Raw genomic sequence first — 18,450 nt, forward strand, 5'->3', positions numbered from 1 at the left:
CAACATACAATAATTTTTATTTAAATGTATATCAATGCTCTTTGTTTTTCTTAACAAATGCAATGCAAAAAGAGCCTGTTGCCAAGCTCTTTAGTCTATTATTTCTTCTCAGCACGGAGGGCTGACAAGATTTGTGTACGGATATCATCCACACCATTTGGCGTATTTGGTAAAAAGATAGTTTGATTTCCTTTAGAAGCAAAGGTATTCAAGGTATCCAAATACTGGTTGGTCAAGAGGATGGACATGATTTGTTCTTCTGTCATGCCAACATTGGCTTCCTTGAGTTCGGTGATAGACTCTGCCAATCCATCCACAATCGCCTTACGCTGTTGGGCAATCCCCACACCATGAAGGCGGTCTTTTTCTGCTTCGGCTTCAGCTGCAGTGACAATTTTAATCTTGTCAGCTTCCGCCAATTCTTGCGCTGCGACCCGCTTACGTTGCGCCGCATTGATTTCATTCATGGATTGCTTAACTTCTGCATCAGGTTCGACCTTGGTAATCAAAGTTTTCACAATAATGTAGCCGTAAGTTGTCATTTCTTCCGCCACTTGGTGCTGGACTTCAAGGGCAATCTCATCTTTTTTCTCAAACAATTCATCCAAGGTTAATTTGGGAACAGAAGAGCGAAGGGCGTCTTCAATATAAGATTTAATCTGAGATTCTGGACGCATGAGTTTATAGTAGGCATCTGTTACGCTCTGCTCATTGACACGGTACTGGGTTGCCACATTCATCATAACGAACACATTGTCCTTGGTCTTAGTCTCAACCACAATATCGCTTTGCAGCAAGCGTAACTGAATCCGCGCTGCAATCGAGTCAATCCCAAAAGGCAAGCGAATGTGAATACCGCTATTGGCAACCTTTTGGTATTTCCCAAAGCGTTCAATAATCGCCACCGACTGCTGACGAACCACATAAACTGTACTTAGTGTGACTATCACCAATAGGAGCACACAAACCACCACAAAAATCATCAAAAATGTTGCCATTATCGTGACCTCCATCATTATTTTTCCTGTATTATAGCACATTTAAAGAAGGCTGTGCAGTTTTTACTGCGATTTTTCCTGAAATGTCAATAATTAGAGGTGAATTGTCACATTGTCGTCTAATACCTAACTAAAACAACTCTTTATAAAAAGCAATCGTTTCTTTTTCATTACATTAACTTCTATAGAATCTTCATCCATAGTCAGGGAATAACTTGCCTTAACTTTTCCCTCGTGCTATACTAGTGATTGAAATTAATGAACAGGAGATATTTCATGAAAACAGCAAAAACTACTGTTACAATCCTTTCTGCACTTGCTTCTGTCGTCTTATTGGCTAGTTGTGCAACAAAGTCTACAGAAACACAGACAAACAATAATAGCTCATCTGATAATCAAATTACAATGACATATGACCAATTACGGTCAAGAGAAAACACTATGTCAACCCTTTGGTATCAAAAATCAGCTGAAACTAAAGCTTTATACATACAGGGTTATAACGTTGCAACAAATCACCTAAAGGAATTGCTCAAAACAGAATCAGACAAACCTTACTCTATCGTTTTAGACTTGGATGAAACTGTCCTAGATAATAGCCCTTATCAAGTACAAAATGTCAAAGATGGTACAGCATTCACACCCGAAAATTGGGATGTTTGGGTTCAAAAAGCTTCAGCAAAAGCCGTCCCAGGTGCCAAGGATTTTCTTCAGTTTGCTGATCAAAACGGTGTCCAAATCTACTATATTTCTGACCGCTCAGCTAATCAAGTAGATGCTACCATTAAAAATCTTGAAAGTGAAGGAATTCCTGTTCAAGGACGTGATCATCTCATGTTCTTAGAAAGTGGTGTAAAATCCAAAGAAGGTCGTCGCCAAAAAGTTCAAGAAAAAACAAATCTTATCTTATTGTTTGGTGATAACCTCGTAGACTTTGCAGATTTTTCTAAGACTTCTGAATCTGACCGTGATAAACAACTTGAAGAATTGCAAAAAGAATTCGGTGAAAAATTCATCATCTTCCCAAATCCAATGTACGGATCATGGGAGTCAGCTGTATACGCTGGTAACAAACTAGATGCTAAAGGTCAAGTAGAAGAACGCCAAAAAGCCTTGCAAGGTTTTGATAAATAAAACAAATAAGCTGATTCTACATAAAATTAGGCTAACTTACAATCTTCAAAAAGTGGATAGGAAGGAATTCTGATAATCAGAAAACTTTCCTATCCACTTTTATAATTGATATAACATCAAGATTTTATACATCTGATACTATACGTTTTCTGATTTTAAAGACTTTTTGCCTATCCCCGATATTTCAAAAACTAAGCAAGGTTGATGATCCAAATTTAATGTGGTATACTATTTTTGTCATCGGTTACCGATTACGTTCCTTACAGTTCGTGAGAGGAGGTGAAACTAATGAGCCTTATCATAGAGCTCGCTCTTACTATTATAGCGGACGTCATAGCAGGAATTATCTTGTATTTCGTCTGCAGATGGCTAGATAGTAAGGAGTAGACCGAGTGACTAGCCTATCAACACCCGTTAAATCGCTAAGATACGTCAAAAAAGCCCTTAACTACGGCCATAGTTAGGGGCTTTGGTGTTCTAATGAACCTTATCAACTAACTACATTTTAGCATATAAAGCTCGATATTTCAAGAGTTTTATTATTTTTTTAAAGTGCCTTAGGTATCTGAAAGATCTATAATGAAGTTTGCCATCTATTACCCAAAAACCGACTAGCTCTTATGAACTGAACTAGTCGATTTTTCATCAATGCGCCAACATTTCTTGGGCGATTTCTTGTCCAGATAGGTTATCTGGGTAGTAGGTTGGCCAGTTGTCCATTTCTTCAAAGAGGGCTTCTTGGCTTGTGCCTCCAAAGAAGATATGGAAATGTTCTGCCTTAACTGGGGCGATATTGTGGTCACTAAACTGAACATACTTGAATTGTCCAGCGTCAGCATCTGTGGCTTCAAAGAGGAAACGCACGCCACGATTGCCTTTCTTGTAAGTTAAGATTTTCTTTCCAACATACTTGTAGGTGAATTTCTTACTTTGTCCACCTTGAACAAATTCCATAGTGTTATCAGTAATGTTGATCTTAGTGACATCTGTCTGATAGCCTTTTGTATAGTAGGCCTTGTACTCAGCCTGAGTCATCTTACCAGTCAACTTAGCCTTGTAGTCAAAGACTTGGTCAAAAGTACCATCTTCAAGGAAAGGATAAACTGATTGCCAATTACCTGCATAGTCACTCAAGGTGCGGTCCTTGACATCTGCATCCTCAAAGTAACCATTTTGAACTGTCTTGGTATCCTCCGCCTTTTCAGGCTCGATTGCTGGGCCTTCTTGGTCTGTTGTTTGTTTCAAAGCCTTGAGGTTTTTCTCCATGATTGAGATGTAATTTTCTCCAGCCTTAGTGTCCTCTTCTGTCAGACTTTCTAAAGGATTAAGGACATCTGTTTTGACACCTGCTTCTTTTGAAAGTGTGTTAGCAAGGGCTTGTGAAGCATTTTCCTCAAAGTAGATATAGGTAATTTTATTTTTCTTGACGTACTCTGTCAATTCTGCCAGACGTGCAGCTGATGGTTCTGCATCTGGAGAGAGACCTGAGATTGCGACTTGTTTAAGTCCATAGTCCAAGGCAAGGTAGTTAAAGGCTGCGTGCTGAGTCACAAAGCTCTTTTGTTTGGCTTGAGACAAGCCTTCTGCATAAGCCTTATCCAAGGTTTGCAATTTTTCGATATAGGCAGCTGCGTTCTTTTCAAAGGTCTCTTTTTTATCAGGATAATCTGATGATAAGCTATCACGGATGTGCTCTACTAGTTTAATGGCACGGACTGGTGACAACCAAACATGGGGGTCAAACTCATGGTGATGGCCTTCTTCGCCATGGTCATGGTCTCCCTCTTCTTCCTCTCCACCTGGCAAAAGCAACATATCGCCTGTCGCCTTGATGGTTTTGACCTTTTTCTTATCCAAGGTATCTAGCAATTTAGGGACCCATGTTTCCATATTTTCATTTTCATAAACGAAAGTATCTGCGTCTTGGATTTTGGCAACTGCCTTGGCAGAGGGTTCGTATTCATGAGGTTCTGTACCAGCACCGATTAGGAGTTCCACATTAGCCGTATCTCCTGCGACTTGCTTGGTAAATTCATAGACAGGGTAAAAGGTTGTCACAATATTTAGTTTACCATCTGCCTGCTTTTGATTGGAACAAGCCACTAAAAACAAGGCACATAGACTGACTAGCAATAAGCTAATTTTTTTCACGTTCGTCTCCTATTTGATAAAACGTCTTACTAAGCTGATTAGTATAAAGACAGTTACAAAAATAATGGTAATACTTGCACTTGCAGGTGTTTCTGCATAGTAGGAAATGTAAAGTCCTGCCACCATTCCCAAAAATCCAATAGCACTGGCAAGCAGCATAACCGATTTAAAGTTTTTACCCAGACGCAGGGCAATACTAGCTGGCAAGACCATAATGGTCGACACCAAAAGAGCTCCTGCTGCAGGAATCATAAGGGCAATGGCCACCCCTGTCACCATGTTAAAAAGAATAGACATGGTACGAACAGGCAAGCCATCCACAAAGGCCGTATCCTCATCAAAGGTCAAGATATACATCGGACGAAGGAAGAGGAAAGTCAAAATCAGAACAACCGCCGCAATGACAAAGAGGGAAATGACCTGCTCTTCACTGATAGTCACAATCGAACCAAAAAGGTACTGGTCCAAACTCATAGAACTAGAGCTTTTACCCTTGCTCATGACAATCAGAGAAACAGCCAAACCTGTCGACATGAGGATAGCTGTCCCGATTTCCATAAAGCTCTTGTAAACCGTACGGAGATACTCCAAAAAGACCGCCGCAATCAAGACAATGGCAATAGTGGAAATAGTCGGAGAAATCCCCAAAACCAGACCAAAAGCTACACCCGAAAGCGAGACGTGGCTGAGGGTATCACTCATCAAACTCTGACGACGCAAGATAAGGAAGGTTCCAAGAACTGGCGAGAAAAGACTCATGGCAATAACCGCCAAAAAGGCACGCTGCATAAAGTCATAAGATAATAAACTAAGCATGTCCCACCTCCTGATCATTCTCATGAACGTTGAAACAACGCCATGGCGAGTCTTGGTTACGGACCAGATGAATATTGCGGTCCGCATAGTCCTTAACTTCTTCAGGGTCATGGGTAATCATCAAAACAGCCTTGCCATGATGATGGGCGCTGTGGTGCATGAGTTCGTAAAATTCATTTTTACTTCCTGCATCCATCCCCGTTGTTGGCTCATCTAGGATAAACACATCAGGGTCAGAAGCAAACATACGCGCAATCACCGCTCGCTGCTTTTGTCCCCCAGATAGAGAGCCCAAGCGTTTGTCTCGGTGTTCCCACATACCAACTGAGTCCAAACTAGCCTTGATATGCTCCTCATCATGAGCATTCAAACGACGGAACCAACCTTTTCGCGGGTAGCGACCCGACTTGACAAATTCATAAACCGTACTTGGAAAACCAGCATTAAAACTGGCGATTTGCTGGGGAAGATAGGCTATTCTCAATTTCTTGCCTTGCGTATTTGTCTTTGAAATGGTCACCTTACCAATGCGTGGCTGGAGGATCCCAAGACTGGCCTTGATGAGTGTCGTCTTAGCTGCCCCATTTTCTCCCGTCAAGGTAACAAATTCCCCACTATCAACACTATAATTGATATGTTCAAGAACAGGCTCCTTATCATAATAGAAGGATAAATCCTCTACCGTAATATATCTCATTATTTGATTTCTCCTACTAAAGCAGTCAAAAACCGCTGAATCACTTTTTGTTCATTTGGAGTAAACTGAGTCGCCACTTGTTCATAGGTTAAAAGTGTATGCTCATGGTGATGATGGTGCTCCTCAGCGATTGGACGAGCCAGATCAGTCAATTGATAAAAAATCACACGCGCATCCTTAGGATCTTTAGATGTCTCCAACATCCCTTCCTTGACCAAAGACTTAATGGCCTTGGTAACTGCTGCCTGACTGACATTGAGGCGACGAGCCAATTCTGAATTGGTTAAAGATTCCTCTGACAAAAGCATGAGGATATGCTCCTGAGTATTGGTCAGAGCTACCTCGCTAGTACAATGACCTATTAGGATTTCATGTTGGTTTTCCGCCTGTAAAATCACCTCATTCAAAAAGGCATCGATATCCTTCGCTAGCTGTCTCATATCTGACTCCTTTCCTTCTAGATTTCTCCATTTTTAAGAGAAAAATACTATTCTTTGGAATTTTATTTACCAGTTAATTATATCACAAGCAAAAAAAGAGTCAAGAAAAAACGTGAAAACCAGTTTCATTCTTGAACTCTTCCATACTATTATCTATTGAAATTCCTTGATATCTCCATCATAAGTCGCCCAATCTTTGCTGAAAAAGCGCTCATTCAGATGGTAAGTCGGAGCAGGTGTGGGATTGGATAGGAAAGGATCAACAGCCTTGTCAAAAGCCAACCAACCCAACCAACCAATATGAATTGTATCTTTTACAAAATAAGGTTCAGCACCATTTTTTGAAAAATCTGCTATATTGGTAAAACCTTGGCTTTCTAACTGGTGACGAATCTTTTCAACTGCGTGTTGATACATATCTTGATTTAATCCTGTATAATCCATCCATTTTTTATTAACAGGTTGAATCACAAACAATACATTCACTTTTGAATTCGCAAATTGATTCAAGACTAATTGCAAGTCATTATATTCGGAGGATTTTAGAAAATTATAATTTTTCTGATAATCCTTCCACTTTTTTAAATCTTTCTTTACTTGCGTATCATAGAAATGATTTTCCATCCCCATATCATTATTCGTGGTATTTGCTTCAGCATCTTTTACAGCAATTTCTCTCAATTCATCGTAGGAAAACTTATCTGGTAAGTCTTTTAGATACTTCTCCACGCGATCTCTATATTTTTCTCCATCATTCACTGACAATTGTCCAAATAGAAATGATTGTTTTTGGTTGAATCGTGCCAATGTATCTATGAGTGTCTTATCTATTTCTGAAAGTCGCTCACCCTCGGTTATTTTTTTGACTATATCTCCCAATACTACATTAGGATACTTTTTCATTAAACGCGTAACGGCGTAACGACTTGAAAGATCTCCAGACTGATTTTCCAAAAAAGCGCCCAATTGATCCGTGTTAAAATACCTACGAAAAACTGCAGGTTCATACTCCGTTTCTGTGAACCACTGAGGAGAAATAACAAAAACAGCTTGTTTATTTTCTAGCTCTGGCAATATTTGCTGCATACCAAAGTACTGATTCAAAGAAGCTGCTCCTGCTTGTCCTAAAAAATAGGGTCTATACGAACGATTGTATTTCTCCGCTAAAACAGCTGGATGCATACTATCAAATCGAATCCACTCACTAGAACCAAAAAAGGGAATGAATCGTAGACTTGGGTCCGAAAGAGCTCTCACTTTCTGAAATCTTTCTCTAAAACTTTGTGTACTAATCGCTGCTGCATATCGTTTTTCTTCTGATAAATTATAACTTTTACTAGTAGGATAGAAGAAAATGAGCAGAAAAACCAACAAACCAGCTATCAAGACCGGTCCGAAGATCATCCATAAGCGTTTAAGCATTTTGTAGCTCCACAATACCAGCTATGATTTTATTGGCTGTATTCCAGTCGTCACGACCAAACTCTGTTACAGGGACACGAATGTCAAAACGGTTTTCAATCTCCACAATCAATTCAACCGTTCCCATACTATCCAAGACACCTGCGTCAAAAAGATCTTCATCCATCATGTCAGAAACATCTTCCATAAACAACTCATCAATAATTTCGATAACTTCTGATTTGATATCCATATTTTATTTCCTTTTATTTTTTAAACCATAAATCATTCAAAAATCCAGAAAAGATTAAGAATGACAGCATGACGACATGGAAGGTGACAACCATGCCAAGCAACTGAATCCAGCGATTCTCAGGTAGAGCAGGCTTCCCTGATTTTTTCCGCTCCTTATTGAGCGTTTTTTTCTTGCGAATCCAAGCGTCATTGATAACCAGTCCAATCCCATGAAAGAGTCCATAGGCGATATAGTACCAGGTCACACCGTGCCAAAATCCCATAATCAGCATATTTACAATATAGGCCACGCTTGAGGTTACATTGCGATTCTTAAAGACCTTCTTTCTGGTCAACACCATCACCATTCGCATAAAGACAAAGTCACGGAACCAGAAAGAGAGACTCATGTGCCAACGATTCCAAAACTCTTTTAAATCCCTTGATAAAAAGGGCTTGTTAAAGTTGATGGGGCTACGGATTCCCATCAAATTTGAAATGGCCAAGGCAAACATAGAGTAACCTGCAAAGTCAAAGAAGAGCTCCATACCAAAGGTATACATAACCGCTAAAGCATAGGGGTTAAAGAAGCCACCTGACTGCAGGGCTAGATTCTTCAGAGGAGGTAGTAAAGTTTCTCCTAAAACATGAGCTAGGATAAACTTGTACAAAAATCCCCACATAATATAGCGAACAGATTCATCCAGCATATCCATCAACTCATCCCGCTCAGGAATGGTCTGATAATTTTCATTAAAACGCTTAAAGCGATCGATTGGACCACTTGAAAAAGTCGGCATGAAGAGAAGAAAACGGAGGAATTCCCAGAGGGTAAAATCCTTAATCACTCCATCTCTCAGCTCGATGATAATCCCAACCGAACGAAAGGTCAGATAAGAAATACCCAAGAACCCAAGCAAAGACTGCGTTCCATTGATAGCTGGCTGCACCTTGACAAAGATAATCGGAAGGAGGGATAGAAAGCTAACTAGGTAGAAGACCCACTTGCCATCCTTGCTTTTTCGATAATGCTTGTAGAAAAGCAGGAGCAATATTTCCCAGCAAAGGTAAATACCCAAGGCAGCCAACTGATTGGTCTTCCCACCTACCAACATGGTGACGATAAAGAAAAGACTAACCAGTACTTCATACCAGGCAAAGCGTTTCTTGAAAAAGAGACCGATAAAGATGGGCAAGGTTGCAGCAATCACATAGACAAAATACTGAGGATTGCCGTATGGCTCTAAATGAGGAAGCTGTTGAAAGAACTCCATCATCTCTTATTCACCTCGTTAATCAATCCTTTGATGTCAATCTTTCCATTTGGAGTCAGTGGCAAACTGTCTCGATAAAGGAATTTAGATGGCATCATGTAGGACATCATGATATCTGTTAAATCTTCCTTGATAGCCTTGGTAATATCAATATCTCGCTCAAACTGCTCACGAACACCGTCTTTCAAGATGACATAAGCCAATAGATTTTGCACCTTGTGGTCTTTATTATAACGTGGCACAGCTACAGCAGACTCGATAAAGCGAGACTTATTGAGGTTTTGAGAGACATCTTCTAACTCAATGCGGTAACCGTTGAACTTAATCTGGAAGTCCATGCGTCCGCCGTAGAGAAGTAAGCCTTCATCTGTCATAGTTCCCACATCTCCTGTATGGTAGGCTGGTAGACCTTCAAACTCAAAGAAGGCTTCTGCCGTTTTTTCAGGATTGTTCATATAACCTTTTGAAACAGCTGGTCCAGAAACAATGATTTCTCCCTGTTCGCCATTTGGCAATTTATTGCCGTTCTCATCAATAATAAAGGTTGGAGAATCAGCTTTGGTATAGCCGATTGGTAGGCGTTTGAGAGTCGCTAGCATCTCGTCTGTCACGGCAACAGCTGATAGAGCTACTGTCGCTTCTGTTGGACCATAGGCATTGATAATACGGGCATGTGGGAAACGTTCGCGCAGTTTTTGAGCCGTTTTGACTGTCAATTCTTCACCATCAAAGTAGAAATGCGTAATTCCAGGCATTTTCTCGCTATTAAAGTCTTCTGACAACATGGCCATATCCGCAAAAGAAGGGGTTGATGTCCAGATAGCGATTGGCAATGAAAAGATGGTCGCAAAGAGTTGCTTAAAGTCCTGAGTAATAGCTGAAGGAAGAGCGAAGAGCGTACCACCCAGTGCCAAGGTCGGCGCCCAGTACATGACAGACAGATCAAAAGAATAAGGTGGCTGAGCCAGCATTTGCGGACGACTTGGCGTCGCAAATTCCTTGTCCGTAATCATCCAGTTGGTAAAGCTGAGGAGGTTATCATGGGAAATCTGCACTCCCTTAGGCTTACCAGTCGTACCAGACGTAAAGATAATGTAGTAGTTATCATCACCCTTGACTGGATGCGTAATCTCATAACTAGTCCCTTGAGCAAAGGCTTCTTGAACCTGAGCTAGAGTCATCATTGGCGTAGAAACCTGTTCCAATGGAAAGTCTGAGATAGCAATAATCAAGCTTGGCTCTGCTACTTCTAAAATAGCCGAAACTCGCTCCAAAGCCGAATGGCTGTCAATGGGAATGTAGGCATGGCCTGACTTAGTCAGAGCAACAAAAGTTGCCAACATTTCATACTCTTGGCCTCCAAAAACAACCACAGGAGACTTCTCTGGTAAATCCAGTTGGTCAATAGCTGCAGCCAAACTATCCGAATCAGCCTTTAAATCTCCATAAGTGTGTTCCTGTCCCAAAACATTGTAAACAGGATAGCTAGGCTGGGTCTGAGCAAAATGCTCAATGGTTTCAATCATATCTACTATTGGTTTATTTGACACAATAGGGATTCTCCTTCAAGTTAAAATTCATTATAGATAAAGCTTCCTTGACCCTGACCAAGATAGCTAAAGAAGTAAAGTAGCCCTAGAAAGATAAGAAAATATAAGGCTGTTCGACCAAGAAAGAGGTACAATTCTTTTCTCTGTTTCATCAAGAAAAACCATTCATTTCTGTAATTTTTGCTAAATAAGATGAACTCTTACTATAGTATTTTTCTACCATTGTACCACTTTATAGGGTAATTTTTCAATTGTTTACCGTACATTTTCACTAGATTTCAGCTTATTTTAAGGATTATGCGGTTTTTCTATGTATATTTTAAATAGAGTGAGGCTGGACAAAAACTCAATTTCAGTAGAAAATGAAGTAAATCTTCCTATAATAAAACACACAATATCAAGTTTTTTCAACACCCGATACTATGCGCTTTTCTAATTTTTCAAGACTTTTTAACTAGTCTCTCACCTAAAATAGTCTCGTCTGATATAAATTAAAATAGCCTCTATCATCAGACAAATGGCTGATATCCAAAAACTGATGCTAATACCAAAATTCTCAGTAATATAGCTCATTAGCAAAACAAATACTGAAAATGCTAATGTCGAAATCACTTCAAGAACGGAATAGACATTAACCAAATGATTTTCCTCTACTGTTTCCTGAAGAAATACACTTTCAGGAACTTCTTTTAGCTGCGATAACATCCCAACTAGAGCTGAAAATACTAAAAACATCTGTGCATTTGGAAAATATAGAATAGTCAGTGTCGCTATTGCCATGGCTACAAGAGGAAAAAGAATACTTTCCCATTTAGCAGCAAGGAACTTTTCAGATAACCTAAAAGCAATTAAGCCACTAATTATAATACCAATAGAGTATGCTGTATTAGAATATCCCCAGTAACTTTCCGTTTCATTTAATAACTCAGTTACAAAGACAAGTATGATAGACGAAACCCAAATCGTATTTGAAAAAATTTCCAATAAATTTGCTGATACAAAAAGTCTTAATCTAGGAACTCTAGCAACTAACTTCCAACCTTTGAGCAAAATTTCAAGATTAGTTTCTGACTCTAACACCTCCACTTCAGCCTTAGGAAGAAATAACATCAGAAAGCTAGAAATTATATACAACATTAAAATTATAAACGTGGTAGGTAAAAGACCAATTGTTGCAAATAAGAGTCCACCTAATCCCCAACCCACCAATTGAACAGCTTCACCACTCATTGATAAGGCTGAATTAGCCTTACCCAAATCGGTCGCATAGCGTGGCACAATAGCATAGGAAACGGGTGCTGCAAAACCATCTAATATGGAAATTACAACAACAAATAGATAGATCACCAAAGGCGCTACGGATTGCATTACGGTGAACATTCCTACCAGTATCGTTAATAATATAGTCTTTCCAAATTGGGATAAAGATAAAACCCTATTTAGCGCTATCCTTTTAGTAACTAAAGGAACTAAAAGACTCGCAACAAAAGAGGATATCCCTATTAAAATGGGAACTAGTGATGTGGCAATTACTGATTTTGAAATAATGTATATGTTAGCAATGATGGTTACTCTAAAGAAAATATCTGCTAAATTTGCAAACAATTGAGAGACTAACAACTTGATAAATGAATTAGACATGTAGCTCTCCTATCTTAGTTGCCAACTTTGGAATCAAAATTTGATTTTTAATATTTTAGCATAAAATAGCAGAAAACAAAAGTGAGATTTTTCACATAAAAAAGCAAAAACTATTGCCTTTATTATTCCTACTTTTAAAGGAATGATTATTATCGTTGGAGGCTAGCTCTAAGAAGTTATACTCAATGAAAAAAGCCTAAGATTTTCATCTCAAGCTTTATCAACATAATTGTTTTCTAAATTAGAAAAGTGAGAATACAAGCACGGCCAAGGCTGCACCGATAACAGGTCCCACAACAGGAATCCAGGCATAAGACCAGTCTCCGTCTCCCTTGTTTGAAATTGGAAGGATACTGTGCATGATACGAGGTCCAAGGTCACGCGCAGGGTTCAAGGCATAACCTGTTGTTCCACCTAGTGATAGACCAATACCGACAATCAATGTTCCCACTGCAAAGGTTCCGATACCTGCTTGAAGGTCATAAAGTCCCAAAGCAAAAATTGTCAATACCAATACAAAGGTGCCAAGGATTTCGCTGATCAAGTTAGAAACTGTATCCTTGATAGCTGGACCAGTGCTGAAGGTTGCCAGGATATTGCCTGCATTTTCTTCTGCCTCATAATGCGGTTTGAATTGCAACCAAACCAAAATCTGACCGAGCATAGCCCCTGCGAACTGGGCTAGGATATAAGGGAATACTGATGCCCAAGGCAAGTCACCTTTTAAAGCCACACCAATTGTCACAGCTGGATTCAAATGAGCTGGACTGAGTTTTCCAGATACAAAGACTGCAACTGCAACTGCAATCCCCCAACCCATCGTAATCACAATCCAACCTGAGCTGTTGCTCTTGGTTTTTGGAAGAACCACACCTGCAACAACACCATTTCCTAGAAGAATCAGGATTAAAGTCCCCAAAAATTCTCCAAATAATTCATTCATCATCTTTCTGTCTCCATTAAAAAGAAGGAGAGGGTAGACTAGGAGTCCTTCCCTCCACCTCTTTTATTTTTTCTTAATTTTTTAATTCTGCTAAATCGTTGTTAGCGAGAGCTGCTTCGACATCCGCACGGTAAGCTGCTTTTTCTTCTTCTGACCAGTCATAGAATCGTCCCATTTCATCCAAAACTGGTTCAACGATGCTATCCAAGCTATCACGCATAAAGAGCATATGGTTGGTACGACGAAGAAGGAAGTCAACTGGGCTCAGAGCCAACTCATTGCGCATTGCATAGTGAAGTGATAAAGTATCTGCCAAGCTGAGTCCTGGTGCTTGTTCCAAGCTGTGAGCAAGGGCAAAGACTTTCGGTACATTTGAACCGTAAAGATTTGCGAGATAGTGAGCTTCCTTACTATCCAAGCCACGTGACACTCCAAGTTGCGCAAAGGCTTCGATTTCTGAATCCACATTTGCTGGGTTCAATTCCCCACCTGAAACAGGGTAAGTCTTAGAGTTGATGAGTTTAAAGCTACGGTCAAATTCTGCTTTGAGGATGTCAACCACGCGCTCCATAGCTCCTTCAGCCATCTTACGGTAGTCTGTGATTTTACCACCAGCAAGGGTCAAAAGGCCATTGTCATCTCGGTCTAAACTAGAACCACGAGAAACTGCAGATGGATCCAAATGTTTCTCAGATGTGCTGCTCTCAAGTTTGCTGACAGCAGACTCAACATCTTCACGCGTTTTTTCTTTAGAAAGATAAGATTCAACAGTCGCAATCAAGTTGTTAAAGCTTTCATCACTGATGGTTCCGTTATTTCCTCCATTGTAGTCAGAAGCGCTATTTCCTGCGATCAATGGACGAAGACCTGCCCAGCTGCTTTCGATATCGTCAATGGTAATGTTGGCTTCTGGGAAGCGGTTGTTGACAATGCCAAGCAGATAGTCTACATCTTCCTGAGTCACTTTCGGATGTTCCAAATCACCTGTGTAGTCTGTATCAGTTGTACCGAAGTAAGTCTTGTTTTCACGTGGAAGAACAAAGACCATACGACCATCGCCCAAACCTGTGTCAAAGTAAACTGGCTGTGAAACCTTGATTTTGCTTGAATCCACTACTAAGTGAACTCCCTTAGTTGGACGCATTTGTGAGAATTGTGTTCCCTTATTAGACAAATTGCGTACTTTATCACTCCAAGGACCTGTTGTGTTGATAACCAGACGAGCCTTGATTTCAAAGACTTGGTCTACCAAGAGATCACGGGCTACAACACCTGTAATCTTGCCACTTTCGTCAAAGAGGAAGCCTTCTGCCTTCACGTGGTTAGCAATGAGGGCACCATCTTGGTTAGCACGTTTGATGTTTTCAATCACAAGACGGGCATCGTTGTTACGGAAGTCAAGATAAACTCCACCTCCTACCAAACCTTCTTTCTTCAAGTTTGGCTGGCGTTCCAAGACTTCTTCCTTGCTCAAGACCTTGTTTGCAGCTGGCGTGTTATTAACCCCTGCCAAAAGATCATACAAGTCCATGGCTACTTTGAGACGGAAGAGACTAAAGGTCGCTCCATCTTCATCGTAAACTGGTAAGAGCATTGGATCCGGTTTTGGAATATGTGGTGCGATTTGTTGAACTACCGCACGTTCAGAAACCGTATCTGAGACCACTTCTACGTCGAATTGTTTGAGGTAACGAAGACCTCCGTGAACCAATTTTGTTGAACGGCTAGATGTTCCTTCTGCGAAGTCCTGCATTTCAATCAAACCAGTCTCAAGACCGCTAGCTGCCGCCTGCAAGGCTACACCAGCCCCTGTGATTCCTCCACCGATAATCAAGAGGTCCAGGGTACGTTCCTGCATTTTTTTAATTGATAATTCACGTGTTTTCTTTGAAAATTCCATATTTACACACTTTCTAACTAAGTCGCTTTATTCTTCCAGTATTAGTCGTCGATTTCCGCAAAGACTTGCGTTGCTTTCACAGCCTTCTTCCAGCCCTTGTAGAGTTGTTCCTTGCGCGATTCGTTCATAGATGGTTCAAAGAGTTCTCCTGTCTCGTTCAAGAGTTTCAACTCATCCAAGTCTTTCCAGTAACCAACTGACAAACCTGCTAGAAAGGCTGCTCCTAGAGCTGTTGTTTCCAAGTTTTTGGCGCGTGCGATATCGATTCCCAAAATGTCAGCTTGGAACTGCATGAGGAAGTTGTTCATAGCTGCACCACCGTCTACTTTCAAGACTTGGATAGCTGTCTGCGCATCCACTTGCATGGTGTCGATGATGTCACGTACTTGATAAGCGATAGATTGCAAAGTTGCCTTGATAAAGTCTTCTTTAGTTGTTCCACGAGTCAAACCAAAGACAGAACCGCGAGCGTTTTGGTTCCAGTATGGAGCACCTAAACCTGTAAATGCTGGAACGACATAAACTTCATCATTGTTGTGAGAATCACGAGCATATTTTTCAGATTCTGGTGAATTTTCAACCATGCGAAGACCGTCACGAAGCCACTGAATAGCACTTCCTGCGATGAAGATTGAACCTTCCAAGGCATAGTAAACCTTGCCGTTAATACCATAACCAATTGTTGTTAAGAGGTTGTTTTCAGACAACTGCATTTCTTCACCAGTATTCATGATGATGAAAGAACCTGTTCCATAAGTGTTTTTAACCATACCAGGTTCAAAGGCCAACTGCCCAAAGAGGGCTGCTTGTTGGTCTCCAGCCATACCTGAGATTGGCACTTCACCACCGTAGAAATGGAATGGGGCTGTCTTACCGTAGATTTCAGAGTTAGAACGAACTTCTGGAAGCATAGCCTTAGGAATATTGAGGATTTCCAAAATCTCATCATCCCATTTGAGTTCTTTAATGTTATAAAGCATGGTACGAGCCGCATTTGAGTAGTCCGTCACATGAGCTGCACCGTCAGTCAATTTCCAAACCAACCAAGTATCAATGGTACCAAAGAGCAATTCTCCTTTTTCAGCTCGCTCTTGAGCGCCTTCTACATGGTCCAAAATCCAACGAACCTTAGTTGCTGAAAAATAAGCATCGATGATCAAACCAGTCTTTTCATGGAATTTTTCTACATAACCTTGACTTTTTAGTTGTTCAGCCAAAGGTGCTGTCTGACGTGATTGCCAAACGATAGCGTTGTAGATAGGAAGTCCTGTTTTCTTATCCCAGACGACCGTTGTTTCACGTTGGTTAGTGATTCCTATTGCCTCAATTTGATTTGGCTTGACACCACTTTCGATGAAAGCACCCGCAATAACTGACTGGACTGAGTTCCAAATTTCATTAGCATTGTGCTCAACCCAACCTGCCTGAGAGAAAATCTGAGTAAACTCTTTTTGGCTCGAGCTGACCTTTTCTCCTTTTTTGTTGAAAATAATGGCACGAGAACTTGTAGTTCCCTGGTCAATGGCCATGATGTATTTTTCTTGTGACATGTGCTGTCCTCCTGATAAAGATCTTGAGGATGTTTCCTCTTTACACTTACTAGTATACAAAATAAAGCGCTTTCCCGTTTATCAACTTTTTTTAATTTTTAAAAAAATATGAGGAGATTGTGTGAATTTCACAAAAAAAGACCTGGAATAACCAAGCCTTTTAAGTGAATAATAACTGACGAATCCCTGCCAAATCCTCCATATCCAAATCATTTTTTAAATAATAGACTGGTGTCTGTTCCTTCTTATGAATAGGGTTATTTGTTACCAGCAAATCATAATGCCGAGTTCTGTCATAGGCTTCAATGGTGATAAAACGATTGTATTCCAAATACCGTTTTAAAATAGCTGCCATCCTTGAAAAGACAAGAAAACCAGATGTCAAATCCAGACCAATCCGCATATGCTGACCACCATTTTCAGCCATATATTCGATCAACTGGAGCCATTCCCAGAGAATTTTCTTATCCAAATCCGTCCCCTGTTGAAAGGCAGGTAGAGCATGAAAAATCTCCTCTGCTATCTCTTTAAAATTATGTTCCATCAACAAATAAGGATGACGATTCTCTAACTGGTACTTGTAGCGGTCCTGCAAGATATAACCCTTATAGAGATAGACTTGTGCACAAAGTTGACTGAGTTCATAGGTGACATGGTCCTCTGTATAATCCCCCAGCAACTCCTCCTTCTTCATTTCTTGAATCAATTGCGTCAGTAAATCTACCAACTGCCCTCCAAAACCAAGGACATACTCCATAGTATGAAGCGGAAGAATACGATGGGATAGGAGGAAAGAGAAGAAAATCATCATCTCCCCATCCTCAGTTCCTATAGGAAGATGTTGCCCAGCAAAAAAGGACGAAGCCTTTCGATGCAAACGAAGGTAGAAAATATTGTCAAAATACCCTCGCATTTTTTCTTCTATGACTTGAAACTGACAGGCATTGACCCGAAGACGCTGTTGACTGATATGAGCCCAGAGAACCAAGTCCAATTTCTGACCCGAAGACAAACTTGCACCGCAGATTTCTTCTAAAGTGGCAATCTCCTGTTTTCTCTCTGGTTTCTGCATGTGACCTTCCCATTCCTGACTCGACCAGACCTTGCGGAAAAGACAGAAATAGAAATAGCGAATCTGATGCTCTGGACCTCGCCAACGTCCATTCTGGATGGATAAATCAAATTCTGACAAAATCTGATTTAAGCTAGCTAAGTGACGACCAAGCGTAGCCTCGCTAATCATCAATTCTTGAGCCAGCTGATGGGCTAAAAACTGTTGATGGTAGAGAAGATAGACCAAAATCTGGTATTTAACAGCATTCTCCAAAAACAGGCTCCGAATATCTCTCCCCTTGGTAGTTGCACCGATTGACAGGCGCAGATTTTCATCTTCTAAGTGAATAGTCAGCTCTAAGCCACTATCCAAAGCCTTTTCATTAAGCAGGGTGACATATTTGGTTAGAGTTGCTTTTGAAAATCCTGTTTCCTCCATTACAGCCTTGACAGTCGTCTGAGACTCTTGTAATAGAAAGGAAAGGATTGAAAATTGGCCAGATTCAGCCTTTTCCATCAAGTCTCCTAAATACATTTGTTACCCCTTTCATTTTCTACCTTAAGCATAGCATAAATCTTACAAATGCTGAAATAATCTGTTTCTCTTTTTATTTTCATGCTGATTTCCTAGTCCATTATCCCGAAAATCAGCAAACACACGGCTCCCC

At 40.5% G+C, this 18,450-nt stretch carries 16 protein-coding genes; 1 reads left to right on the plus strand and 15 read right to left on the minus strand.

Going from position 1 to position 18,450, the window contains the following annotated elements:
* Nucleotides 1–98: 98 nt before the first annotated feature.
* The gene (locus tag ADG81_RS05585; protein ID WP_004235732.1) at nt 99–983 is read right to left on the minus strand and encodes an SPFH domain-containing protein; all 885 of its coding nucleotides are present in this window, start codon (nt 981–983) and stop codon (nt 99–101) included.
* 291 nt (nt 984–1,274) lie between these two features.
* Here ADG81_RS05585 and ADG81_RS05590 point away from each other — a divergent pair, with 291 nt between their 5' ends.
* Nucleotides 1,275–2,132: a 5'-nucleotidase, lipoprotein e(P4) family gene (locus ADG81_RS05590; protein ID WP_049551166.1), complete on the plus strand. Its 858-nt coding sequence runs from the start codon at nt 1,275–1,277 to the stop codon at nt 2,130–2,132.
* Nucleotides 2,133–2,777: 645 nt separating this feature from the next.
* Here ADG81_RS05590 and adcA read toward each other — a convergent pair.
* The 14 genes from adcA to ADG81_RS05660 all read right to left on the minus strand — a co-directional run bounded on the left by adcA (nt 2,778) and on the right by ADG81_RS05660 (nt 18,317).
* Nucleotides 2,778–4,283 carry a zinc ABC transporter substrate-binding lipoprotein AdcA gene (adcA, locus tag ADG81_RS05595; protein WP_049551167.1) on the minus strand — a complete coding sequence of 502 codons (1,506 nt, stop codon included), beginning with the start codon at nt 4,281–4,283 and terminating at the stop codon, nt 2,778–2,780.
* Nucleotides 4,284–4,292: 9 nt separating this feature from the next.
* Nucleotides 4,293–5,099, minus strand: a complete 807-nt coding sequence (locus ADG81_RS05600; protein ID WP_049551168.1) for a metal ABC transporter permease — start codon at nt 5,097–5,099, stop codon at nt 4,293–4,295.
* Nucleotides 5,092–5,796 carry a metal ABC transporter ATP-binding protein gene (locus ADG81_RS05605; protein ID WP_001269496.1) on the minus strand — a complete coding sequence of 235 codons (705 nt, stop codon included), beginning with the start codon at nt 5,794–5,796 and terminating at the stop codon, nt 5,092–5,094. The genes ADG81_RS05600 and ADG81_RS05605 overlap by 8 nt, the downstream gene beginning before the upstream one ends.
* Complete coding sequence (gene adcR, locus ADG81_RS05610; protein WP_001249308.1) at nt 5,796–6,236, minus strand: zinc-dependent transcriptional regulator AdcR; 441 nt, start codon at nt 6,234–6,236, stop codon at nt 5,796–5,798. Before adcR ends, ADG81_RS05605 begins: the two co-directional genes overlap by 1 nt.
* A gap of 153 nt (nt 6,237–6,389) precedes the next feature.
* On the minus strand, nt 6,390–7,658 hold the full coding sequence (gene dltD / locus ADG81_RS05615; RefSeq protein WP_049551169.1) for a D-alanyl-lipoteichoic acid biosynthesis protein DltD: 1,269 nt from the start codon (nt 7,656–7,658) through the stop codon (nt 6,390–6,392).
* Nucleotides 7,651–7,890 carry a D-alanine--poly(phosphoribitol) ligase subunit DltC gene (gene dltC / locus ADG81_RS05620; RefSeq protein WP_000351967.1) on the minus strand — a complete coding sequence of 80 codons (240 nt, stop codon included), beginning with the start codon at nt 7,888–7,890 and terminating at the stop codon, nt 7,651–7,653. Before dltC ends, dltD begins: the two co-directional genes overlap by 8 nt.
* Before the next feature lie 13 nt (nt 7,891–7,903).
* A complete protein-coding gene (dltB, locus tag ADG81_RS05625) occupies nt 7,904–9,148 on the minus strand; it encodes a D-alanyl-lipoteichoic acid biosynthesis protein DltB (RefSeq protein ID WP_049551170.1) in 1,245 nt (414 codons plus the stop codon).
* On the minus strand, nt 9,145–10,695 hold the full coding sequence (gene dltA, locus ADG81_RS05630) for a D-alanine--poly(phosphoribitol) ligase subunit DltA (protein WP_049551171.1): 1,551 nt from the start codon (nt 10,693–10,695) through the stop codon (nt 9,145–9,147). Before dltA ends, dltB begins: the two co-directional genes overlap by 4 nt.
* A 20-nt stretch (nt 10,696–10,715) precedes the next feature.
* Complete coding sequence (locus ADG81_RS05635) at nt 10,716–10,847, minus strand: teichoic acid D-Ala incorporation-associated protein DltX (RefSeq protein ID WP_000813667.1); 132 nt, start codon at nt 10,845–10,847, stop codon at nt 10,716–10,718.
* Between the two features lie 310 nt (nt 10,848–11,157).
* Entirely contained in the window at nt 11,158–12,336 is a 1,179-nt protein-coding gene (locus ADG81_RS05640) for a ryptide export MFS transporter (protein WP_049551172.1), read from the minus strand.
* 241 nt (nt 12,337–12,577) lie between these two features.
* On the minus strand, nt 12,578–13,282 hold the full coding sequence (locus tag ADG81_RS05645; RefSeq protein ID WP_000980817.1) for an MIP/aquaporin family protein: 705 nt from the start codon (nt 13,280–13,282) through the stop codon (nt 12,578–12,580).
* Between the two features lie 70 nt (nt 13,283–13,352).
* Nucleotides 13,353–15,179 carry a type 1 glycerol-3-phosphate oxidase gene (glpO, locus tag ADG81_RS05650; RefSeq protein WP_049551173.1) on the minus strand — a complete coding sequence of 609 codons (1,827 nt, stop codon included), beginning with the start codon at nt 15,177–15,179 and terminating at the stop codon, nt 13,353–13,355.
* Between the two features lie 41 nt (nt 15,180–15,220).
* Nucleotides 15,221–16,729, minus strand: a complete 1,509-nt coding sequence (gene glpK, locus ADG81_RS05655; RefSeq protein WP_000076803.1) for a glycerol kinase GlpK — start codon at nt 16,727–16,729, stop codon at nt 15,221–15,223.
* A 160-nt stretch (nt 16,730–16,889) separates the two neighbouring features.
* Complete coding sequence (locus ADG81_RS05660; protein ID WP_000280566.1) at nt 16,890–18,317, minus strand: helix-turn-helix domain-containing protein; 1,428 nt, start codon at nt 18,315–18,317, stop codon at nt 16,890–16,892.
* Between the last annotated feature and the right edge of the window lie 133 nt (nt 18,318–18,450).

The organism is Streptococcus pseudopneumoniae (assembly GCF_001070815.1).
In the GTDB taxonomy this organism is placed as follows: domain Bacteria; phylum Bacillota; class Bacilli; order Lactobacillales; family Streptococcaceae; genus Streptococcus; species Streptococcus pseudopneumoniae_P.

Bases quoted from the DNA above. Each gene is read 5' to 3' on its own strand.
- ADG81_RS05585 (WP_004235732.1), bottom strand. From the start codon at position 983: ATGATTTTTGTGGTGGTTTGTGTGCTCCTATTGGTGATAGTCACACTA.
- ADG81_RS05590 (WP_049551166.1), top strand. From the start codon at position 1,275: ATGAAAACAGCAAAAACTACTGTTACAATCCTTTCTGCACTTGCTTCT.
- ADG81_RS05600 (WP_049551168.1), bottom strand. From the start codon at position 5,099: ATGCTTAGTTTATTATCTTATGACTTTATGCAGCGTGCCTTTTTGGCG.
- ADG81_RS05605 (WP_001269496.1), bottom strand. From the start codon at position 5,796: ATGAGATATATTACGGTAGAGGATTTATCCTTCTATTATGATAAGGAG.
- adcR (WP_001249308.1), bottom strand. From the start codon at position 6,236: ATGAGACAGCTAGCGAAGGATATCGATGCCTTTTTGAATGAGGTGATT.
- dltD (WP_049551169.1), bottom strand. From the start codon at position 7,658: ATGCTTAAACGCTTATGGATGATCTTCGGACCGGTCTTGATAGCTGGT.
- dltC (WP_000351967.1), bottom strand. From the start codon at position 7,890: ATGGATATCAAATCAGAAGTTATCGAAATTATTGATGAGTTGTTTATG.
- dltB (WP_049551170.1), bottom strand. From the start codon at position 9,148: ATGATGGAGTTCTTTCAACAGCTTCCTCATTTAGAGCCATACGGCAAT.
- ADG81_RS05635 (WP_000813667.1), bottom strand. From the start codon at position 10,847: ATGAAACAGAGAAAAGAATTGTACCTCTTTCTTGGTCGAACAGCCTTA.
- ADG81_RS05640 (WP_049551172.1), bottom strand. From the start codon at position 12,336: ATGTCTAATTCATTTATCAAGTTGTTAGTCTCTCAATTGTTTGCAAAT.
- ADG81_RS05645 (WP_000980817.1), bottom strand. From the start codon at position 13,282: ATGATGAATGAATTATTTGGAGAATTTTTGGGGACTTTAATCCTGATT.
- glpO (WP_049551173.1), bottom strand. From the start codon at position 15,179: ATGGAATTTTCAAAGAAAACACGTGAATTATCAATTAAAAAAATGCAG.
- glpK (WP_000076803.1), bottom strand. From the start codon at position 16,729: ATGTCACAAGAAAAATACATCATGGCCATTGACCAGGGAACTACAAGT.
- ADG81_RS05660 (WP_000280566.1), bottom strand. From the start codon at position 18,317: ATGTATTTAGGAGACTTGATGGAAAAGGCTGAATCTGGCCAATTTTCA.